General features: G+C 59.1%; 21 protein-coding genes and 1 tRNA gene. 15 read left to right on the top strand and 7 right to left on the bottom strand.

Features of this window, described 5'->3' with window-relative positions; translation table 11 throughout:
• Positions 1 to 2 precede the first annotated feature (2 nt).
• The 3 genes from soxY to moaC are packed head-to-tail and all read right to left on the bottom strand — an operon-like array spanning position 3 to position 1,415.
• Positions 3 to 494 carry a thiosulfate oxidation carrier protein SoxY gene (soxY, locus tag HY067_06980; protein ID MBI3527696.1) on the bottom strand — a complete coding sequence of 164 codons (492 nt, stop codon included), beginning with the start codon at positions 492 to 494 and terminating at the stop codon, positions 3 to 5.
• Positions 495 to 512: 18 nt separating this feature from the next.
• Positions 513 to 875 carry a sulfur oxidation c-type cytochrome SoxX gene (gene soxX, locus HY067_06985; GenBank protein ID MBI3527697.1) on the bottom strand — a complete coding sequence of 121 codons (363 nt, stop codon included), beginning with the start codon at positions 873 to 875 and terminating at the stop codon, positions 513 to 515.
• Between the two features lie 54 nt (positions 876 to 929).
• On the bottom strand, positions 930 to 1,415 hold the full coding sequence (moaC, locus tag HY067_06990; protein ID MBI3527698.1) for a cyclic pyranopterin monophosphate synthase MoaC: 486 nt from the start codon (positions 1,413 to 1,415) through the stop codon (positions 930 to 932).
• Between the two features lie 74 nt (positions 1,416 to 1,489).
• On the opposite strand from moaC, the gene HY067_06995 reads away from it, so the two are divergent.
• From HY067_06995 to coq7, 5 genes are all read left to right on the top strand, one after another.
• Positions 1,490 to 2,914, top strand: a complete 1,425-nt coding sequence (locus tag HY067_06995; GenBank protein ID MBI3527699.1) for a M48 family metallopeptidase — start codon at positions 1,490 to 1,492, stop codon at positions 2,912 to 2,914.
• Positions 2,915 to 3,079: 165 nt separating this feature from the next.
• A complete protein-coding gene (locus tag HY067_07000) occupies positions 3,080 to 4,375 on the top strand; it encodes a protein kinase (protein ID MBI3527700.1) in 1,296 nt (431 codons plus the stop codon).
• Between the two features lie 47 nt (positions 4,376 to 4,422).
• Positions 4,423 to 4,740: a rhodanese-like domain-containing protein gene (locus tag HY067_07005; protein MBI3527701.1), complete on the top strand. Its 318-nt coding sequence runs from the start codon at positions 4,423 to 4,425 to the stop codon at positions 4,738 to 4,740.
• Between the two features lie 60 nt (positions 4,741 to 4,800).
• A complete protein-coding gene (locus tag HY067_07010) occupies positions 4,801 to 5,028 on the top strand; it encodes a sulfurtransferase TusA family protein (protein ID MBI3527702.1) in 228 nt (75 codons plus the stop codon).
• A 5-nt stretch (positions 5,029 to 5,033) separates the two neighbouring features.
• Positions 5,034 to 5,660: a 2-polyprenyl-3-methyl-6-methoxy-1,4-benzoquinone monooxygenase gene (gene coq7, locus HY067_07015; GenBank protein ID MBI3527703.1), complete on the top strand. Its 627-nt coding sequence runs from the start codon at positions 5,034 to 5,036 to the stop codon at positions 5,658 to 5,660.
• A 3-nt stretch (positions 5,661 to 5,663) separates the two neighbouring features.
• Here coq7 and HY067_07020 read toward each other — a convergent pair whose 3' ends face one another.
• Positions 5,664 to 6,080: an OsmC family protein gene (locus tag HY067_07020; GenBank protein MBI3527704.1), complete on the bottom strand. Its 417-nt coding sequence runs from the start codon at positions 6,078 to 6,080 to the stop codon at positions 5,664 to 5,666.
• Positions 6,077 to 6,853 (bottom strand): YdcF family protein, encoded by a 777-nt coding sequence (locus HY067_07025; GenBank protein MBI3527705.1) that lies wholly within the window; start codon positions 6,851 to 6,853, stop codon positions 6,077 to 6,079. The genes HY067_07020 and HY067_07025 overlap by 4 nt, the downstream gene beginning before the upstream one ends.
• Before the next feature lie 233 nt (positions 6,854 to 7,086).
• Here HY067_07025 and petA point away from each other — a divergent pair, with 233 nt between their 5' ends.
• From petA to HY067_07075, 10 genes are all read left to right on the top strand, one after another.
• Positions 7,087 to 7,683: a ubiquinol-cytochrome c reductase iron-sulfur subunit gene (petA, locus tag HY067_07030; protein MBI3527706.1), complete on the top strand. Its 597-nt coding sequence runs from the start codon at positions 7,087 to 7,089 to the stop codon at positions 7,681 to 7,683.
• Between the two features lie 4 nt (positions 7,684 to 7,687).
• Complete coding sequence (locus HY067_07035; GenBank protein MBI3527707.1) at positions 7,688 to 8,959, top strand: cytochrome bc complex cytochrome b subunit; 1,272 nt, start codon at positions 7,688 to 7,690, stop codon at positions 8,957 to 8,959.
• Positions 8,956 to 9,681 carry a cytochrome c1 gene (locus HY067_07040; protein MBI3527708.1) on the top strand — a complete coding sequence of 242 codons (726 nt, stop codon included), beginning with the start codon at positions 8,956 to 8,958 and terminating at the stop codon, positions 9,679 to 9,681. The genes HY067_07035 and HY067_07040 overlap by 4 nt, the downstream gene beginning before the upstream one ends.
• Positions 9,682 to 9,701: 20 nt before the next feature.
• Entirely contained in the window at positions 9,702 to 10,301 is a 600-nt protein-coding gene (locus HY067_07045; protein ID MBI3527709.1) for a glutathione S-transferase N-terminal domain-containing protein, read from the top strand.
• Positions 10,298 to 10,720, top strand: coding sequence for a ClpXP protease specificity-enhancing factor (locus HY067_07050; protein ID MBI3527710.1), 423 nt, complete (start codon positions 10,298 to 10,300; stop codon positions 10,718 to 10,720). Before HY067_07045 ends, HY067_07050 begins: the two co-directional genes overlap by 4 nt.
• A gap of 38 nt (positions 10,721 to 10,758) precedes the next feature.
• A tRNA-Thr gene (locus tag HY067_07055) sits at positions 10,759 to 10,834 on the top strand.
• Between the two features lie 29 nt (positions 10,835 to 10,863).
• Positions 10,864 to 11,232, top strand: a complete 369-nt coding sequence (locus HY067_07060) for a hypothetical protein (GenBank protein ID MBI3527711.1) — start codon at positions 10,864 to 10,866, stop codon at positions 11,230 to 11,232.
• Positions 11,233 to 11,437: 205 nt separating this feature from the next.
• Positions 11,438 to 12,607 (top strand): ADP-forming succinate--CoA ligase subunit beta, encoded by a 1,170-nt coding sequence (gene sucC, locus HY067_07065; protein ID MBI3527712.1) that lies wholly within the window; start codon positions 11,438 to 11,440, stop codon positions 12,605 to 12,607.
• The gene (gene sucD / locus HY067_07070; protein MBI3527713.1) at positions 12,607 to 13,491 is read left to right on the top strand and encodes a succinate--CoA ligase subunit alpha; all 885 of its coding nucleotides are present in this window, start codon (positions 12,607 to 12,609) and stop codon (positions 13,489 to 13,491) included. Before sucC ends, sucD begins: the two co-directional genes overlap by 1 nt.
• Before the next feature lie 82 nt (positions 13,492 to 13,573).
• Positions 13,574 to 14,281, top strand: a complete 708-nt coding sequence (locus HY067_07075; protein MBI3527714.1) for a TerC family protein — start codon at positions 13,574 to 13,576, stop codon at positions 14,279 to 14,281.
• Positions 14,282 to 14,336: 55 nt separating this feature from the next.
• Here HY067_07075 and HY067_07080 read toward each other — a convergent pair whose 3' ends face one another.
• Together HY067_07080 and HY067_07085 are read right to left on the bottom strand one after the other, a co-directional pair.
• Complete coding sequence (locus tag HY067_07080; GenBank protein ID MBI3527715.1) at positions 14,337 to 14,546, bottom strand: cysteine-rich CWC family protein; 210 nt, start codon at positions 14,544 to 14,546, stop codon at positions 14,337 to 14,339.
• The gene (locus tag HY067_07085; GenBank protein ID MBI3527716.1) at positions 14,543 to 15,112 is read right to left on the bottom strand and encodes a TMEM165/GDT1 family protein; all 570 of its coding nucleotides are present in this window, start codon (positions 15,110 to 15,112) and stop codon (positions 14,543 to 14,545) included. The genes HY067_07080 and HY067_07085 overlap by 4 nt, the downstream gene beginning before the upstream one ends.
• Positions 15,113 to 15,166 lie beyond the last annotated feature (54 nt).

Below are 15,166 nucleotides of genomic sequence, written 5' to 3' on the forward strand. Positions count from 1 at the left end.
CGTCAACCGCCACAGCCGCCAATGGTCACCTTCACTTCTTGAGTGGCAACGTAGAACTTGCCAGCGGCCTTGACGAGAACCCTGACCTTGGACGACTCGCCCATCTTGATCCGGGTGGAAATGAAGGGTTCCATGCCCCCAGTGACGTCGAAAATGGCGACGAGGGGTTGCGGATTCTTATCCGCAATGATGTAGATCGTTTGCGTACCGGGAATCCGGCTGATGATCTCCACGGGGACGATCGCGCCATTTTCCGCGATCTCCGGCGCTTTTAGCTGGATCTGGTCGGAATCGGCTGCGGCGGTCGCACCGATGCTCTTTAGAGCATCCGTCAGCATCCTGGCGTCGAACGCCACCTTGTTCCATTCCGCAGCCAGCAACTGGACAGGGTGCAACCATCCCGCGGCAAAGGTCGCGACATAGGCGCTGCCGACCGCGAGCGTACGCAGAAAATTTCTTCGCAACAATGTTCTTCCTAATGGCTGCGCATTCATGCCCAAGTACGCACTCCTTCAAAGCGTGTAGAGGTAATCGACGATCAGTTCGATCTCTTCGGGCGTCAGAATCTGATGCCTTCCGAACGGTGGCATGACCGTATCCGGATTGGTCAGCCCGGCATCCCAGATCTGGCGCCGCAACCGTTCACGATCTGGAAAGCGCGCCTGTATCGCTACCAGCGGCGGACCGATATTGGCAGACGTAACTGCGCTGGCATCTTCCGGTATCGCGTGACAGGCAAGGCAGTTACCTCTGGCCACGTCCTGGGCCAGTCGCGCCCCTGCGGCTATCTTTTCCGCCTGGTCCGCGAAGGCAGGGCAGGCACTTGCGAGAGCAGTGCCCAAAACCAACAATCCTAGCGCCGTAGCGGGTTTCATCGATAGTCGCAATAATCCGTCAGACCGCGCGCGCGGCAAACGGTTCGTGCCCGATCAGGTTTCCGGCCCTGCCTGCCAGTGCCCCGATTTGCCGCCGCGTTTTTCCATCAGCCGCACACCTTCGATATGCATGCCCCGGTCCACCGCCTTGCACATGTCGTAGATCGTGAGTAGCGCGACACTGACGGCGGTGAGTGCTTCCATCTCGACGCCGGTGCGGCCCACTGTCTCGGCTCGTGCCGAGCATTCCACCGTATTATCTTCCACAAGTACCTTGAATTCGATAGTTACGCTGCTCAGCGAAATTGAATGACAAAGCGGAATAAGCTCGGAGGTCCGCTTGGCGCCCTGGATCGCTGCCACGCGTGCAATCCCCAGGACATCTCCCTTGCTGGCGGTGCCTTGCAGGATCTTTTGCAGCGTTTCGGGGCGCATGACAATTCTGCCGACCGCGATGGCGATGCGATGGGAATCCTGCTTTGCAGCCACGTCGACCATGTGCGCCTGGCCGGCGGAATTGAAATGAGTGAGTTCGCCCATCCGTAGCCCTGACTCTGTGAGCGGGCCGTACTGCGCCCGCGGAACTCGTCCGACAGTGGCGCTATCATAGCATCATGAAATTTCAGACACTCATGGTAGCGTTCCTGGTCTCGAGTATTGCATTTGCCGACGAACTGCCCGACCTTGGAGACGTTTCGCAAAGCGCGCTGTCGCCTGCGCAGGAGCGCAAGCTGGGCGAGGGGATCATGGGGCAGATTCGTTCAAATCCCGCTTACCTCGACGATCCTGAGGTCATTGACTATCTCAATACGCTTGGCTATCGGCTGGTGGCAAACAGCCCGGATCCCGCTGGACCTTTCGAGTTCTTTGCCATTGCGGACAGCAGCATAAATGCCTTTGCGTTACCTGGCGGATTCGTCGGCGTGCATTCCGGATTGCTGCTTACTGCGCAGAGCGAATCGGAACTGGCAAGCGTGTTGTCGCACGAAATTGCGCACGTCACGCAGCACCACATTGCGCGCCTGATCGCCGCTCAGCAACGCGTCGGCCTCGCTTCGATGGCGGCGCTCGCGGTGGCTATTCTCGCCGCGCGCTCCAATTCACAGGTATCCGCGGCAGCCATCGCGGCCGCCCAGGCGGGGGCGATCCAGTCGCAACTGAACTTTACGCGTGAACACGAACGCGAGGCCGACCGCATCGGTTTGCAGATCATGGATAAATCCGGCTTCGACGTGCATGCCATGCCGGTCTTCTTCGAACGGCTGCAAAAGGCTACGCGGGTGTACGAAAGCGGAGCGCCCTCCTATCTTCGCACTCACCCGCTCACATTCGAGCGCATTGCGGATATTCAGAGCCGTATCCAGGACGTTCCATTCCGTCAGGTTCCCGACAGCCTCGAATTCCAGTTGGTCCGCGCCCGCTTGTCGGCCCAGGAAGGCAATGCCCGCGAAGTGGTGGCAAATTTCGACAGGATGATCGACGCGCACAAGTTTGGTACCGAAGCCGCAGCCCGCTATGGCTTGGTCGTGGCCTTGCTGCGGGTTGGCGACAAGGCTCGCGCGCGCAAGGAAATGGCATTGCTGCAGGAATTGAAGGCAAAAAGTCCGATGATCGATGCACTGGGGGCGCAAACCTTGATCGCAGGCGGGGAGATCGAGAAGGGGCTCGCCTCCTACCGGGATGTTTTAAGAGCCAATCCCAATCGCAGGGCACTGATCTACGGCTACGTCGATGCGCTGATCACCGCCAACAAGGCCGCCGATGCGGTACAGTTCCTCAATGGCCGAATGGACGGGCGGCCCGCGGATCCGCAACTTTACGAATTTCAGGCGCGGGCATATACGGCCCTGGGCAAGCGGCTCTTGCAGCATCGTGCTCTTGCGGAAGTCTATGCATTACGCGGCAATTTTCCTGCGGCAATCGAACAACTCCAGATTGCGCAAAAAGCCGGAGATGGCGACTTCTATCAAAAATCCAGCGTGGAGGCACGCCTCAAGGAATTGATGGCAGTCGATACTGAAAACCGGCGCAAACCCTGACTTCAGAGACCTGGAGGAACACCGTCGGCCACCCAACTAGCCACGCCGGCCGACTCTGGTTGGGTGCTAGCCATTGAATTTACTTAAAAACCTCGCCTTGCTTCCGCGAATTTTCTATCATACCGAAGCTCTCCGGCTGGCGGTCTGAACCCCGGGGCATCGCTCATGGACAAGATCGGCAAATACCAGATCATCAGGGAGCTCGGCAGGGGGGCGACCAGTGCGGTCTATCTGGCGAACGATGCCTTTGCGGGACGCCAGGTGGCCATCAAACTGGTGCGGGCCGATGCGCTCGGCGACAAAGAGCAGGGCAGGCGCTTTCAGAAGCTCTTCCTGGTAGAGGCGTCTCTCGCCGGCAAACTCTCTCATCCGCATCTTGTAGCGATATTCGATGCTGTCTCCGACGAGGAAGGCAGTTACCTCGTCATGGAATACGTGCCGGGGGGCACGCTTGAACCCTACACCCTGCCCGCCAAATTGATGACGATCAACACCATCGTCGAGATTATTTTCAAATGCTGCAAAGCTCTCGACTATGCGCACCGGCACGGCATCATCCACCGGGACATCAAGCCCGCCAACATCCTTCTGACGGGCGAGACGGACATCAAGATTTCCGATTTCGGTGCCGCGCTCTCGATATCCGCTGAAACTACGCAGGTGTCGGGAATCGGTTCCCCGGCTTACATGTCGCCTGAACAACTGCAGGAAAGGACGTTGAACCATCAGACCGACATCTTTTCCCTGGGCGTGGTGATGTACCAGCTATTGACCGGGGCACTGCCTTTCAGGGCGACCAACAACTACAGCATGGTGTATCAGATCATCAATGTGGATCCGCCTGCGGCGAGCCTCTTGCGGCCGGATACGCCTGCCGCCGTCGATGTGATCGTGAAACGCGCGCTGGAAAAAGACATTGCCAAGCGCTTTCGGACCTGGGAGGAATTTGCGCAAGCGCTGGGGGACACCTTCAACAATTTGCAGAAGCCCGAGCAAATCGTCCCGGAAACCGAAAAATTCAGCATCCTGCGCAATCTCGAATTTTTCATGACCTTCCAGGATGTCGATTTGTGGCAGGTGCTGCGCATATCCAACTGGGTGCGCTATTCGGCCGGCGATCCGGTCATCAAGGAAGGTGAAGTCGGCACGGCGTTCTGCGTGCTCGCAGCCGGCGAGGTGAGAATCACCAAACAGGGCAAGCTGCTGAACATCCTGCGCGCCGGAGAATGTTTCGGGGAAATGGCCTATCTCGGCAAACGCGCGTTCCAGCGCACGGCGAGTGTCACGGCCGTCAACGACATCACGGCGATCGAAATCAGCGCGGAAGCTCTCGCACAAGCCACCGAGGGTTGCAAGCATGCCTTCAACGCGGCGTTTCTCGAATTACTGGTCGGCAGACTGGAGGCCGCCAATACCCGCTTGTCGCAATTGCTGCTCGATCGCAACATCAGCCTCTTCTGAAGGCGCGCGCCAGGCGTTATCATTCGTTTCATTGTCAGGTTCCGTTGATGGGCGCTTACTTAAATCTCGATCCCGACGGTCTGCAGGAATTGCGGCGTGGCGCGCTCGTGCTGATCGATGTGCGCACCGATCGGGAAGTGGAGCGCGGCCTGATTCCAGGCGCGCTGCACATTCCCCTGCACATGTTGCCTTCTCGTATGGAGGAGATCGAGCACGGCTGTCCGATCGTGTTTTACTGCCAATCCGGGGCTCGCTCCGCTCAGGCGAGCCATTTTCTTGCAGACAACGGGTGGGAGCAGGTCTACAACCTCGCCGGCGGATTCAGTGGCTGGGCCGCGCGCGGGTTTCCGGTCGTGCGGAACTGATCGTGGAAAAGCCGAAATTTATCTTTTTGAAGACCAGACTCAATGAGCGCTGAAACCGAAATCAGATTCGATCGCGAGCTGGATGCCCGTGGACTGAATTGCCCGCTGCCGATTCTGCGGACGAAAAAATCGCTGAATGACATGACGCCTGGCCAGGTGCTGAAAATCGTCGCGACGGATCCCGGATCGGTGCGCGATTTCCAGGCGTTCTCCAAACAGACCGGCAACCAGCTCTTGCTTTCGAATGAAAGCGGCGGGGAATATCTGTTCATGATGCGCAAAAAATGATCCCGATGCCGAACATAGACAGTCTGATTGTCAATTTCGATCGCGCCTTGCGCACGTTGTGCGCGCGGGCCACGTCGGTGCGGCCTCTGCCGGGCGGCGACCTGGAAGAAAACAGGCTTGACGAGCGCGACAAGCGCAATGCCGCTGCGCTGATGCGCGTCAATCATGCCGGCGAAATCTGCGCACAAGCGCTCTATCATGGCCAGTCCATGACGGCGCGCAATCAAGATGTGCGACAGGCGCTCGAACACGCGGCAGCGCAGGAAACCGAACATCTTGCCTGGACCGAGCAGCGCATCGACGAACTCGGCGGCAGGGTGAGCCTGCTGAATCCACTCCTCTATGCGGGGTCGTTCACGATCGGGGCAATCTCGGGGCTGTTCGGCGACAAATGGAATCTTGGCTTCCTGGCGGAAACCGAGAAGCAGGTGGAGGGACATCTCGACGACCATCTCGGGCGCCTGCCGGAAGATGATCGTAAGAGCCGGGCGATCGTCGCACAGATGAAAGAAGACGAAGCCGAACATGCGCGGTCGGCGATGGCACACGGGGGCGCCGAACTTCCGGCGCCAGCCAGGCAGGCGATGCGTGCGGCCTCCCGGCTAATGACCCACTCCACCTACTGGATTTGACGGCTATTCCTCCACGATCTCGAAATCGTGGGTGATCTCGGCGGTCTTGCCGAGCATGATGGAGGCCGAGCAGTATTTGTCCGCGGACAGATGGATCGCCCGCTCGACGTGCTCCCGCTTGATGTTGCGCCCATGAATCGTGAAATGAAAGTGAATGCGCGTGAATACTTTCGGATCGGTGGGCGCGCGATCGGCATCGATTTCCAGTACACAATCACTGATGTCCTGCCGGGCTTTCTTCAGTATGGAGACCACGTCATAAGCCGTGCAGCCACCGGTGCCGGCCAGAACCGTTTCCATGGGGCGCGGACCCAGATTGCGGCCTCCGCCTTCAGGGGCACCATCCATCAAGATGGCATGGCTGCTTTCGGTTTCACCGACGAAGGCGACGTTTTCGATCCATTTCACCCTGACTTTCATTGCTGTCCTCGTTGTCCGCGCGCGGCGAGGCGCACATGGTACCAGCCCAATCCAATGACTTCGTGGAGGACGGCGCCGCTCAACTCGAGTCCTTGCGAGGAAGGCAGATAATTCAGAATGCCGGGCGGATGCAAAGTGGAAAAACCGGTCGGCGCCTCGATGACGTGGAATCCTGCTTGTTCGAAAACCAGCCGCGCCCGCGGCATGTGTATGGCATGCGTGACCAGCGCGATGCGATCTATCTTTGCCGCGCCGAGTTGTTGTCTCGCGTAACGTGCGCTTTCAAATGTGTTGAAAGACTTTTCTTCCAGCCATTTCACATCTGCGCGGAAATCCTGGTTGAGTGCAGCCTTCATCTGAGCGGCTTCGGTTGTACGGGTGCCGAACGGACTGCCGCCTGACACCAGAATCGGCAATCCGGACAACCGATACAGTCGCGCTCCCCAGCGCACTCTTTCCAACGTAGCCGCCCCCACGGTATCGCCGCCGTATTCGGGCGCAACCGGATAGCTGCCGGCGCCAAGAATGACGATGGCCTGGGCATCGCCCAGATTTCCGGTGCCGTCTGGGGGGCGATTTTCGAGCAGTCCGGCCAGCGTGGTCCCGACGACTGGCATGGAAAGCAGAAAAAGTCCCGCCAGAGAGGCCACGAGCAACGCCACGCCTGTCCTTCGACGAAAAAAAAGCAGGGCCAATCCCAGAACCGCCAGCAGCAGCAGATTGAGGGGCGGGAGCAACGCAGAACTCAAGGCTTTAAGGGAGATGAAATTCATAAGAATCCGTGTTCTTTCCTGAAGAGTGCCTGCGGCACCGATATCGAAAATGCTGCCAGGTTTGTTGCAGATTCACTGTGCAACGCAATATTTTCCACGACCCAAGGATCTCTACCTGTTTTGTGACAGCGACGATTTTTCCCGTTTTTACAAGGGATTAAGGTCAAAACGCTGTGATTTTCGGGGAAACTTGCGATAAAATGCCACCTTTTTGAAACCTTACGGGTTCGAACATGGCTGACAGCATTGTCGATCGTGGCAAAAGGCGTTTCCTTGTTGCCGCAACGAGCGTGATGGGCGGGGTGGCGGGGGTGGCGGTCGCCGTGCCGTTCGCGATGAGCATGAACCCCAGTGCACGGGCGCGGGCAGCGGGGGCGCCGGTGGAGGTGGATATCTCCAAGGTCGAACCCGGAATGATGATTACCATCGAATGGCGCGGTAAACCGGTGTGGATCGTGCGTCGCACGCCTGAAATGCTCGCCAGCCTGCCGAAGAACGATTCCATAGTAGCGGACCCTAAATCCTCGGCGCCCATGCAGCCCGACTATGCCAGGAACGCAGTGCGTTCGATCAAGCCCGAATATCTTGTTCTTGTCGGTATCTGTACGCACCTCGGCTGTTCGCCCTCGCAGAAACTCGCGGCTGGCTTAGACAGCGGCATGGGCAGTGATTGGCCGGGCGGATTTTACTGCCCCTGTCATGGTTCCAAGTTCGACCTGGCCGGCCGCGTGTTCAAGGGAGTGCCCGCACCGAACAACCTGGAAGTTCCTCCTTACGCCTATCTGAGCGATGCCCGGCTGATTATCGGCTCGGACGGCAAGGGGGCATGACGCGATGAACAAAGTGAAAGCATTGCTGAACTGGATCGACGAACGCTTTCCGCTGACGGCGAACTGGAAATCGCACCTGTCGGAATATTACGCGCCGAAGAATTTCAATTTCTGGTACTTCTTCGGATCGCTCGCATTGCTGATGCTGGTGATGCAGATCGTCACCGGCATTCTGCTGACCATGCACTACAAACCGGATGCGAGCCAGGCCTTCGCTTCCGTCGAGTACATCATGCGCGATGTGCCCTGGGGCTGGCTCATCCGCTACATGCATTCCACGGGCGCCTCGCTGTTTTTCATTGTCATCTACCTGCACATGTTTCGCGGGCTGCTTTACGGCTCCTACCGCAAGCCGCGCGAGTTGCTGTGGCTGTTCGGCACGCTGATCTATCTGTGCCTGATGGCGGAGGCCTTCTTCGGGTACCTGCTGCCGTGGGGTCAGATGTCTTACTGGGGCGCGCAGGTGATCGTGAATCTTTTTGGCGCCGTGCCGTTCATCGGGCCGGATCTGTCGCTCTGGATCAGAGGCGATTACGTTGTTTCGGATGCCACGTTGAACCGTTTCTTCGCCTTCCACGTTATCGCCGTTCCGCTGGTGCTACTCGGGTTGGTGGCGGCGCATCTGCTGGCACTGCACGAAGTCGGCTCCAACAATCCGGACGGCATCGAGATCAAGAAGAAGAAAGACCCCAAGACCGGGATTCCGCTCGACGGCATTCCTTTCCACCCCTACTACGTGGTCAAGGACATCGTCGGGGTGGTGGTCTTCCTGATGGTCTTCAGCGCGATCGTATTTTTCGCTCCTGAGATGGGCGGCTATTTTCTGGAACACAACAATTTCGTTCCCGCCGATCCGCTGAAAACGCCTTTGCACATCGCCCCTGTCTGGTATTTCACGCCCTTCTATTCGATCCTGCGGGCCGTGCCGCCGTTGCTGGGCTCGCAGTTCCCTGGCGTGATGGCGATGGGGCTGTCGGTGATGATTTTCTTCCTGTTGCCGTGGCTCGATCGCGGCGCGGTGAAGTCGATCCGCTATCGTGGCCCGATCTACAAGGGCGCGCTCGCCCTATTCGTTGTCGCCTTCCTGATCCTTGGCTATCTCGGCACCGAGCCGACCAATCTCTGGGGCCAGTTCGGCTCGTGGCTCGGCGGCGCGGATCGCGCCACCGTGGTGGCACGCATCTTCACGGTCATCTACTTCCTGTTTTTCCTGCTGATGCCCTGGTACACCAGGATCGACAAGACCAAGCCGGAGCCTGAGAGGGTGACATCGTGAGAAAACTGTTTTTCGCAGTGCTGTTCGCGCCGTTTGCCGTATTTGCGTCGGGAGACGAACTGCAGCTCGATCGCGCCGACATCGATCCCAACGATGCGATTTCGATCCAGCGCGGAGCCCGCGTCTTCGTCAATTACTGCCTGAACTGTCATTCTGCGAGTGCGATGCGCTACAACCGCCTGACGGATCTGGGCCTGACCGAACAGCAGATCAAGGAAAATCTGCTGTTCACGGCCGACAAGGTGGGCGACCCGATGACTATCAGCGCCAGTCGCAAGGACCAGCGTCAGTGGTTTGGCGTCGAGCCGCCCGACTTGTCTGTCGTCGCGCGCTCACGCGGTACGGACTGGCTCTACACTTATCTGCGCACGTTCTATCGCGACGAGAAGCGCACGACCGGCTGGAATAATCTGGCCTTTCCCAACGTCGGCATGCCGCACGCGCTGTGGCAGCTGCAAGGCTCTCAGGTCTTGAAGACCGAAAGCGAAGAACACGAGGGGAACAAGGTCGAGCACAAGATGCTCGTGCTGGAACACCCCGGCAGCCTGTCCACGCTCGAATACGACAAGCTCACCCGCGATCTGGTGAACTTCCTGTCCTATATGGGCGAGCCTGAAAAAACGAAACGTTCGCAAATCGGCATCGTCGTGCTGTTCTTCCTGTTGCTCCTCCTGGTGCCGGCGTGGCTGCTCAAGAGGGAGTACTGGAAAGACGTGCACTGACCAACCCAGGTAACAAGCCAATGATGACTCTTTACTCGGGCACCACCTGCCCTTTCAGCCAACGCTGCCGGATCGTCCTCTTCGAAAAGGGGATGGATTTCCAGATCATCGATGTCGATCTGTTCAACAAGCCGGAAGACCTGGCAGTGATGAATCCGTACAACCGCACCCCGGTGCTGGTCGAACGCGATCTGATTCTTTACGAATCCAACATCATCAACGAATACATCGACGATCGCTTCCCGCATCCGCAACTGATGCCGGCCGATCCGGTGATGAGGGCACGGGCGCGCCTGTTCCTGTTTCGCTTCGAGAATGAACTGTTCTCCAACATCGATGCGATCGATAGCGGCACGCAGAAGCAGGCGGAGAAGGCCCGACTGGCAATCCGCGACAACCTGACGCAGATTGCCCCTGTGTTCGTGAAACAGAAGTACATGCTCGGCGAGGAATTTTCGATGCTCGATGTGGCCATCGCGCCGCTTTTGTGGCGTCTGGATTTCTACGGCATCCAGTTGCCGAAGCAGGCGGCGCCGCTGATGAAATATGCCGAGAGGCTGTTCAGCCGCCCGGCTTTCATCGAAGCACTCACGGCTTCGGAGAAGGTGATGCGCAAGTGAAAGAGGCATCCACCACGCCGTATCTGATCCGCGCGATCTTCGAGTGGTGTTGTGACAACGGCCTCACGCCCTATATCGCCGTCAAGGTCGACGAGACGACGAAGGTGCCGATGGAGTACGTCAAGAACGGCGAAATCGTTCTCAATGTAAGTCCGGACGCCACGCACAATCTGAAGATCGGTAACGATCTGTTGCAATTCTCCGCCAGGTTCGCCGGCGTCTCGCGCGAGATTTCCGTGCCGATCAATACCATCGGTGGCATCTTTGCGAAGGAGACCGGCCAAGGCCTTTCGTTCCAGACTTCGCCCTCGCTGCCAGCCCAGGTGGTTGCGCCGACGAAAGCTGATGTCGTGCCACCCGACGACGATCATCCGGCACCCCCGTCAGGCGGCCGGCCACGCCTTCAGGTCATCAAGTAATCCCGCGTTACCCGGTGCCGGCTTATAATTTCGCACAGGCCGGCATAGCTCAGTTGGTAGAGCAGTTGATTTGTAATCAAAAGGTCGCGGGTTCGATTCCTGCTGTCGGCACCATTGATTCTTCGTTCTCTCATCATCTTCAGGTGCGCCGCAAATCCGGGCGCGACAACGAAATGCTCAAGACCACTCTCACGATTGTGTTGACGATGATCGCCGCAGGTGCGCTGGCGCAAACCAGCAATGCGCCGCTTTCGCTCGAGGTGGCCCAGCAGCGCGCCCGGTTTGCGCGGGACCAGATGACCGCCGCGGAAGGCAAAGTGCAGGCGGCGGAGAAGAAGGAAAAAGCGGCGCAAAAGCGTCTCGAGGAAGCCAAGGCAGAGGCAGAACAGGCCACAAAGCAGCTTCAGGAAGCGCAAGCGGAAGTCGCCAAGGCGCGCGAGCGGCATGATCAGGCCTACCAGGATCTCAAGCGCGCCCACGACGCCTTTCAGGAATCGAACAAGCAGCGGTAATTCTGCCTAGCCGCGGCTCGGCTTCTTTCCGGGTTTTCGCTGCAGCGTACGGCGATGCATGCGGTATACTTCCCGCGCTTCCTGCGGTCGGCACTCCTTGCCGATCTTCTGCTGGCTATCCTATTGGCTTGCTCCGGCGTGCGCTGCATGCGGGAAAGCGGCGTGCCGGTGTAAATGCGGGTCCGACAAGAAGCGAAGGTCAGCGATGAAAATTCACGAATACCAGGCGAAGGAAATCCTCAGGAATTACGGCGTCACTACGCCTCGCGGAGTGGTTTGTTTCGACGTCAACGAAGCGGTGGCTGCCGCGAGCAAACTCGGCGGCAAGGTATGGGTGGTGAAAGCCCAGATCCATGCCGGCGGACGCGGCAAGGGTGGCGGGGTCAAGGTCGCCAGGTCCGTCGATGAAGTGCGCGAGTGGGCGTCCAGAATCCTCGGCATGCAGCTCAAGACCCATCAGACCGGACCCGAGGGCCAGAAGGTGCGGCGCCTGCTGGTCGAAGAGGGCGCCGATATCCGCAAGGAGTTGTACATCGGCCTGGTGGTGGACCGCGGCACGCAGGAGGTCTGCGTGATGGCTTCCTCGGAAGGCGGCATGGACATCGAAGAGGTTGCCGCGCACACGCCGGAAAAAATCCACAAGATATTCGTCGATCCGCAGAAGGGATTGACCGATGCGCAAGCCGACCACCTGGCGCGCAAGATCGGCATTCCCGAAGAAAGTGTGCCGAAAGCGCGAGCGATCTTGAAAAGTCTGTACAAAGCGTTCTGGGAAACCGACGCGTCGCTCGCGGAAATCAATCCGCTGATTCTAACCGGCAACGGCGACGTGGTCGCGCTCGATGCCAAGATGAACTTCGACGACAACGCGCTCTACCGGCACGAAGACATCGTCGCCATGCGCGATCTCGACGAAGAGGATCCAGCCGAGATCGAAGCATCCAAGCACGGCCTGACCTATATTTCACTCGACGGCAACATCGGCTGCCTGGTCAACGGTGCCGGCCTGGCGATGGCGACCATGGACACCATCAAGCTTTTCGGCGGCGAGCCGGCCAATTTTCTCGACGTAGGCGGCGGAGCAACCACCGAGAAAGTCACCGAGGCTTTCAAGCTGATGCTGCGCAATCCGAATCTGCGCGCCATCCTGGTAAACATTTTCGGGGGCATCATGAAATGCGACGTGATTGCCACCGGCGTGGTCGAAGCGGCCAGGCAGGTGAAGCTCGGCGTTCCGCTGGTGGTGCGCATGAAAGGCACCAACGAAGATCTCGGCAAGAAAATCCTCGCCGAGTCCGGCTTGCCGATCATCCAGGCCGGCAACATGGCGGAGGCTGCGGAAAAAGTCGTGTCCGCAGCAAAGGGAGCACGCTGATGCCCATCCTCGTCAACAAAAATACCAAGGTCATTACCCAGGGCATCACCGGCAGGACCGGCCAGTTTCATACCCGGGCCTGCCGTGACTACGCCAACGGGAAAAATTGTTTTGTCGCCGGCGTTCATCCGACCAAGGCCGGTCAGGATTTCGAGGGCATTCCGATTTTCGCCTCGGTGCGCGAAGCAAAGCAGCAGACGAGCGCGAATGCCTCGGTCATCTATGTTCCGCCGCCCGGCGCGGCCGCTGCGATCTGGGAAGCCGTCGAAGCCGATCTGGATTTGGTGATCTGCATCACGGAAGGCATCCCGGTGCGCGACATGATCGAAGTGCGCGATCGCATGCGCAAGCAGAACCGGAAGACACTACTGCTCGGTCCGAACTGTCCCGGCGCGATCACGCCCGATGAAATCAAGATCGGCATCATGCCCGGGCACATCCATCGCAAAGGTCCGATCGGCGTGGTATCGCGTTCCGGCACGCTGACTTACGAGGCGGTCGGCCAGCTCACCGAAATTGGACTCGGACAATCCTCAGCAGTCGGCATCGGCGGCGATCCGGTAAACGGACTCAAGCATATCGACATACTCAAGCTGTTCAACGACGATCCGGCCACCGAGGCGGTGGTCATGATCGGCGAGATCGGGGGCTCCGACGAAGAGGATGCGGCCCTGTGGGCCAAACAGCACATGAAGAAACCGGTGGTCGGATTCATTGCAGGCGTGACCGCGCCACCGGGCAAACGCATGGGCCATGCCGGCGCAATCATCTCCGGCGGCAAGGGCACCGCCGCGGAGAAGCTCTCGGTCATGGAGGAGTGTGGCATCAAGGTCACCAAGAATCCCGCGGAGATGGGAAAGCTGCTGAAGTCGGTGTTGCGCTAGCGCACTTGATCTGCGCGATGGGTCCGGCGTTGCAACGAATGAATCGGTCAAGCCGGCACGGTCTCGATCAATCGGCCTAGCCATGGACAGCCAGTTCTGGCTCGGTCTGCTCGAGATCATCGGCGTCAACATCGTCTTGAGCGGTGATAACGCCGTGGTCATTGCGCTTGCCGCGCGCTCGCTGCCGCAACGCCAGCAGCGTGCCGCCATCGTGATCGGCAGCGGCGCGGCCATCGTCCTGCGGGTGATCCTTACAGCGGTGGCGACACGCGTACTCGCGCTGCCCTATCTGAAACTCGTCGGCGCGCTTCTGCTGCTCTGGATCGGCATTCAGCTCCTGCTGCCCGGAGATGAAGACGACGGCTCCGCAGCGCAGGCTGCCGGCCATCTCATGGCGGCTGTGCGCACCATCCTGTTCGCCGATCTGGTGATGAGTCTGGACAATGTGATCGCCGTTGCCGCCGCCGCGCACGGCGATCTCGTGTTGTTGATTCTGGGCCTGGCGATCAGCATTCCGCTGATCGTGTTCGGCAGTACCGTGATCCTCAAGCTGATGGACCGCTTTCCGGTCGTGATCAAACTCGGGGCTGGATTGCTTGGCTACGTTGCCGGTGAAATGCTGTTGGCGGAACCGGTGCTGGACGCTTACGACCAGGCAGCGATTGTTCACGTACTGATTCCCTGGGTCGGCGCGTTGCTGGTGATCGGAATCGGAGCCTGGCTGGCGGCGAGGATCGACGCCAAACGTCGCCGTCATACTGCGGTCGCGGCGGGAGAAAACCGGCAATAGCAGGAACGCGTCGGAAAAATCGCGCGACTATCTTATCGTTGACGACATCAAATGATCACAGCCGATTTTTCAACTTTTCTTGCTGACTACGCGCAATGCGCTTCGCCAGGCAATCGGCGCAGTAACAGTCCGCGTCCGGGTCCGGCAGCGGCATGACCGGTGCGAATTCCCGGCTGCACCAGCACGGCGTGTCCTGCCCCATGCCGCACTCGAAAGCAGCGCCGCAGTCGGAACAGTGTTTCTGCGATGGCGTGGCTAGACTCATGGTATGGGCGCAGATGCGCTCCACAACGTGACCGCACCCACTGCCATGAATAGCGCAGCGGCGACTATTCGCACCGCCTTCATCGGGATTTTCAGCGCCAGTTTTTCCCCGATCCATACTGCCGGAACGTTTGCCAGCATCATGCCTATGGTCGTGCCGATCACCACCAGGGCGAGCGAGTCGAAGCGCGCAGCCAGCGCGACCGTGGCGAACTGGGTCTTGTCGCCCATCTCGGCCAGAAAGAATGCCACGAAGGCCGTGACGAAGGCGCCGGCTTTGTGCAGACGCGGCGAGCCGTCGAGCGAATCCGGATGCAGCGCCCACAACCCGAACACGATGAACGAGAGTCCCACGATCCAGGCGAGCGTTGTGGATGGCACCCATCCGGCGAGCAGGTTGCCGACCCATCCGGCCAGCGCATGATTGGCCAAGGTGGCGAGGAGAATGCCACCGATGATGGGCCAGGGTTTGCGTAACCGCGCGGCCAGCACGAACGAGAGTAGCTGCGTCTTGTCGCCTATTTCCGCGACTGCAACCAGGACAATGGACGTCAGGAGTGCTTCCAAGCTAGGGCCCTGTTGAAGCGCGGAAGAGGTGCAATGACGCGCTTCTCTATTGTC

It is taken from the genome of Betaproteobacteria bacterium, assembly GCA_016194905.1.
Classification (GTDB): Bacteria; Pseudomonadota; Gammaproteobacteria; order Burkholderiales; family JACQAP01; genus JACQAP01.

Excerpts from the sequence above, each read along its gene's own strand:
- soxX (MBI3527697.1), bottom strand. The coding sequence starts at position 875 with ATGAAACCCGCTACGGCGCTAGGATTGTTGGTTTTGGGCACTGCTCTC.
- soxY (MBI3527696.1), bottom strand. The coding sequence starts at position 494 with ATGAATGCGCAGCCATTAGGAAGAACATTGTTGCGAAGAAATTTTCTG.
- HY067_07020 (MBI3527704.1), bottom strand. The coding sequence starts at position 6,080 with ATGAAAGTCAGGGTGAAATGGATCGAAAACGTCGCCTTCGTCGGTGAA.
- HY067_07005 (MBI3527701.1), top strand. The coding sequence starts at position 4,423 with ATGGGCGCTTACTTAAATCTCGATCCCGACGGTCTGCAGGAATTGCGG.
- HY067_07035 (MBI3527707.1), top strand. The coding sequence starts at position 7,688 with ATGAACAAAGTGAAAGCATTGCTGAACTGGATCGACGAACGCTTTCCG.
- petA (MBI3527706.1), top strand. The coding sequence starts at position 7,087 with ATGGCTGACAGCATTGTCGATCGTGGCAAAAGGCGTTTCCTTGTTGCC.
- HY067_07045 (MBI3527709.1), top strand. The coding sequence starts at position 9,702 with ATGATGACTCTTTACTCGGGCACCACCTGCCCTTTCAGCCAACGCTGC.
- coq7 (MBI3527703.1), top strand. The coding sequence starts at position 5,034 with ATGCCGAACATAGACAGTCTGATTGTCAATTTCGATCGCGCCTTGCGC.
- moaC (MBI3527698.1), bottom strand. The coding sequence starts at position 1,415 with ATGGGCGAACTCACTCATTTCAATTCCGCCGGCCAGGCGCACATGGTC.
- sucC (MBI3527712.1), top strand. The coding sequence starts at position 11,438 with ATGAAAATTCACGAATACCAGGCGAAGGAAATCCTCAGGAATTACGGC.
- HY067_07080 (MBI3527715.1), bottom strand. The coding sequence starts at position 14,546 with ATGAGTCTAGCCACGCCATCGCAGAAACACTGTTCCGACTGCGGCGCT.
- HY067_07075 (MBI3527714.1), top strand. The coding sequence starts at position 13,574 with ATGGACAGCCAGTTCTGGCTCGGTCTGCTCGAGATCATCGGCGTCAAC.
- HY067_07000 (MBI3527700.1), top strand. The coding sequence starts at position 3,080 with ATGGACAAGATCGGCAAATACCAGATCATCAGGGAGCTCGGCAGGGGG.
- HY067_06995 (MBI3527699.1), top strand. The coding sequence starts at position 1,490 with ATGAAATTTCAGACACTCATGGTAGCGTTCCTGGTCTCGAGTATTGCA.
- HY067_07025 (MBI3527705.1), bottom strand. The coding sequence starts at position 6,853 with ATGAATTTCATCTCCCTTAAAGCCTTGAGTTCTGCGTTGCTCCCGCCC.
- sucD (MBI3527713.1), top strand. The coding sequence starts at position 12,607 with ATGCCCATCCTCGTCAACAAAAATACCAAGGTCATTACCCAGGGCATC.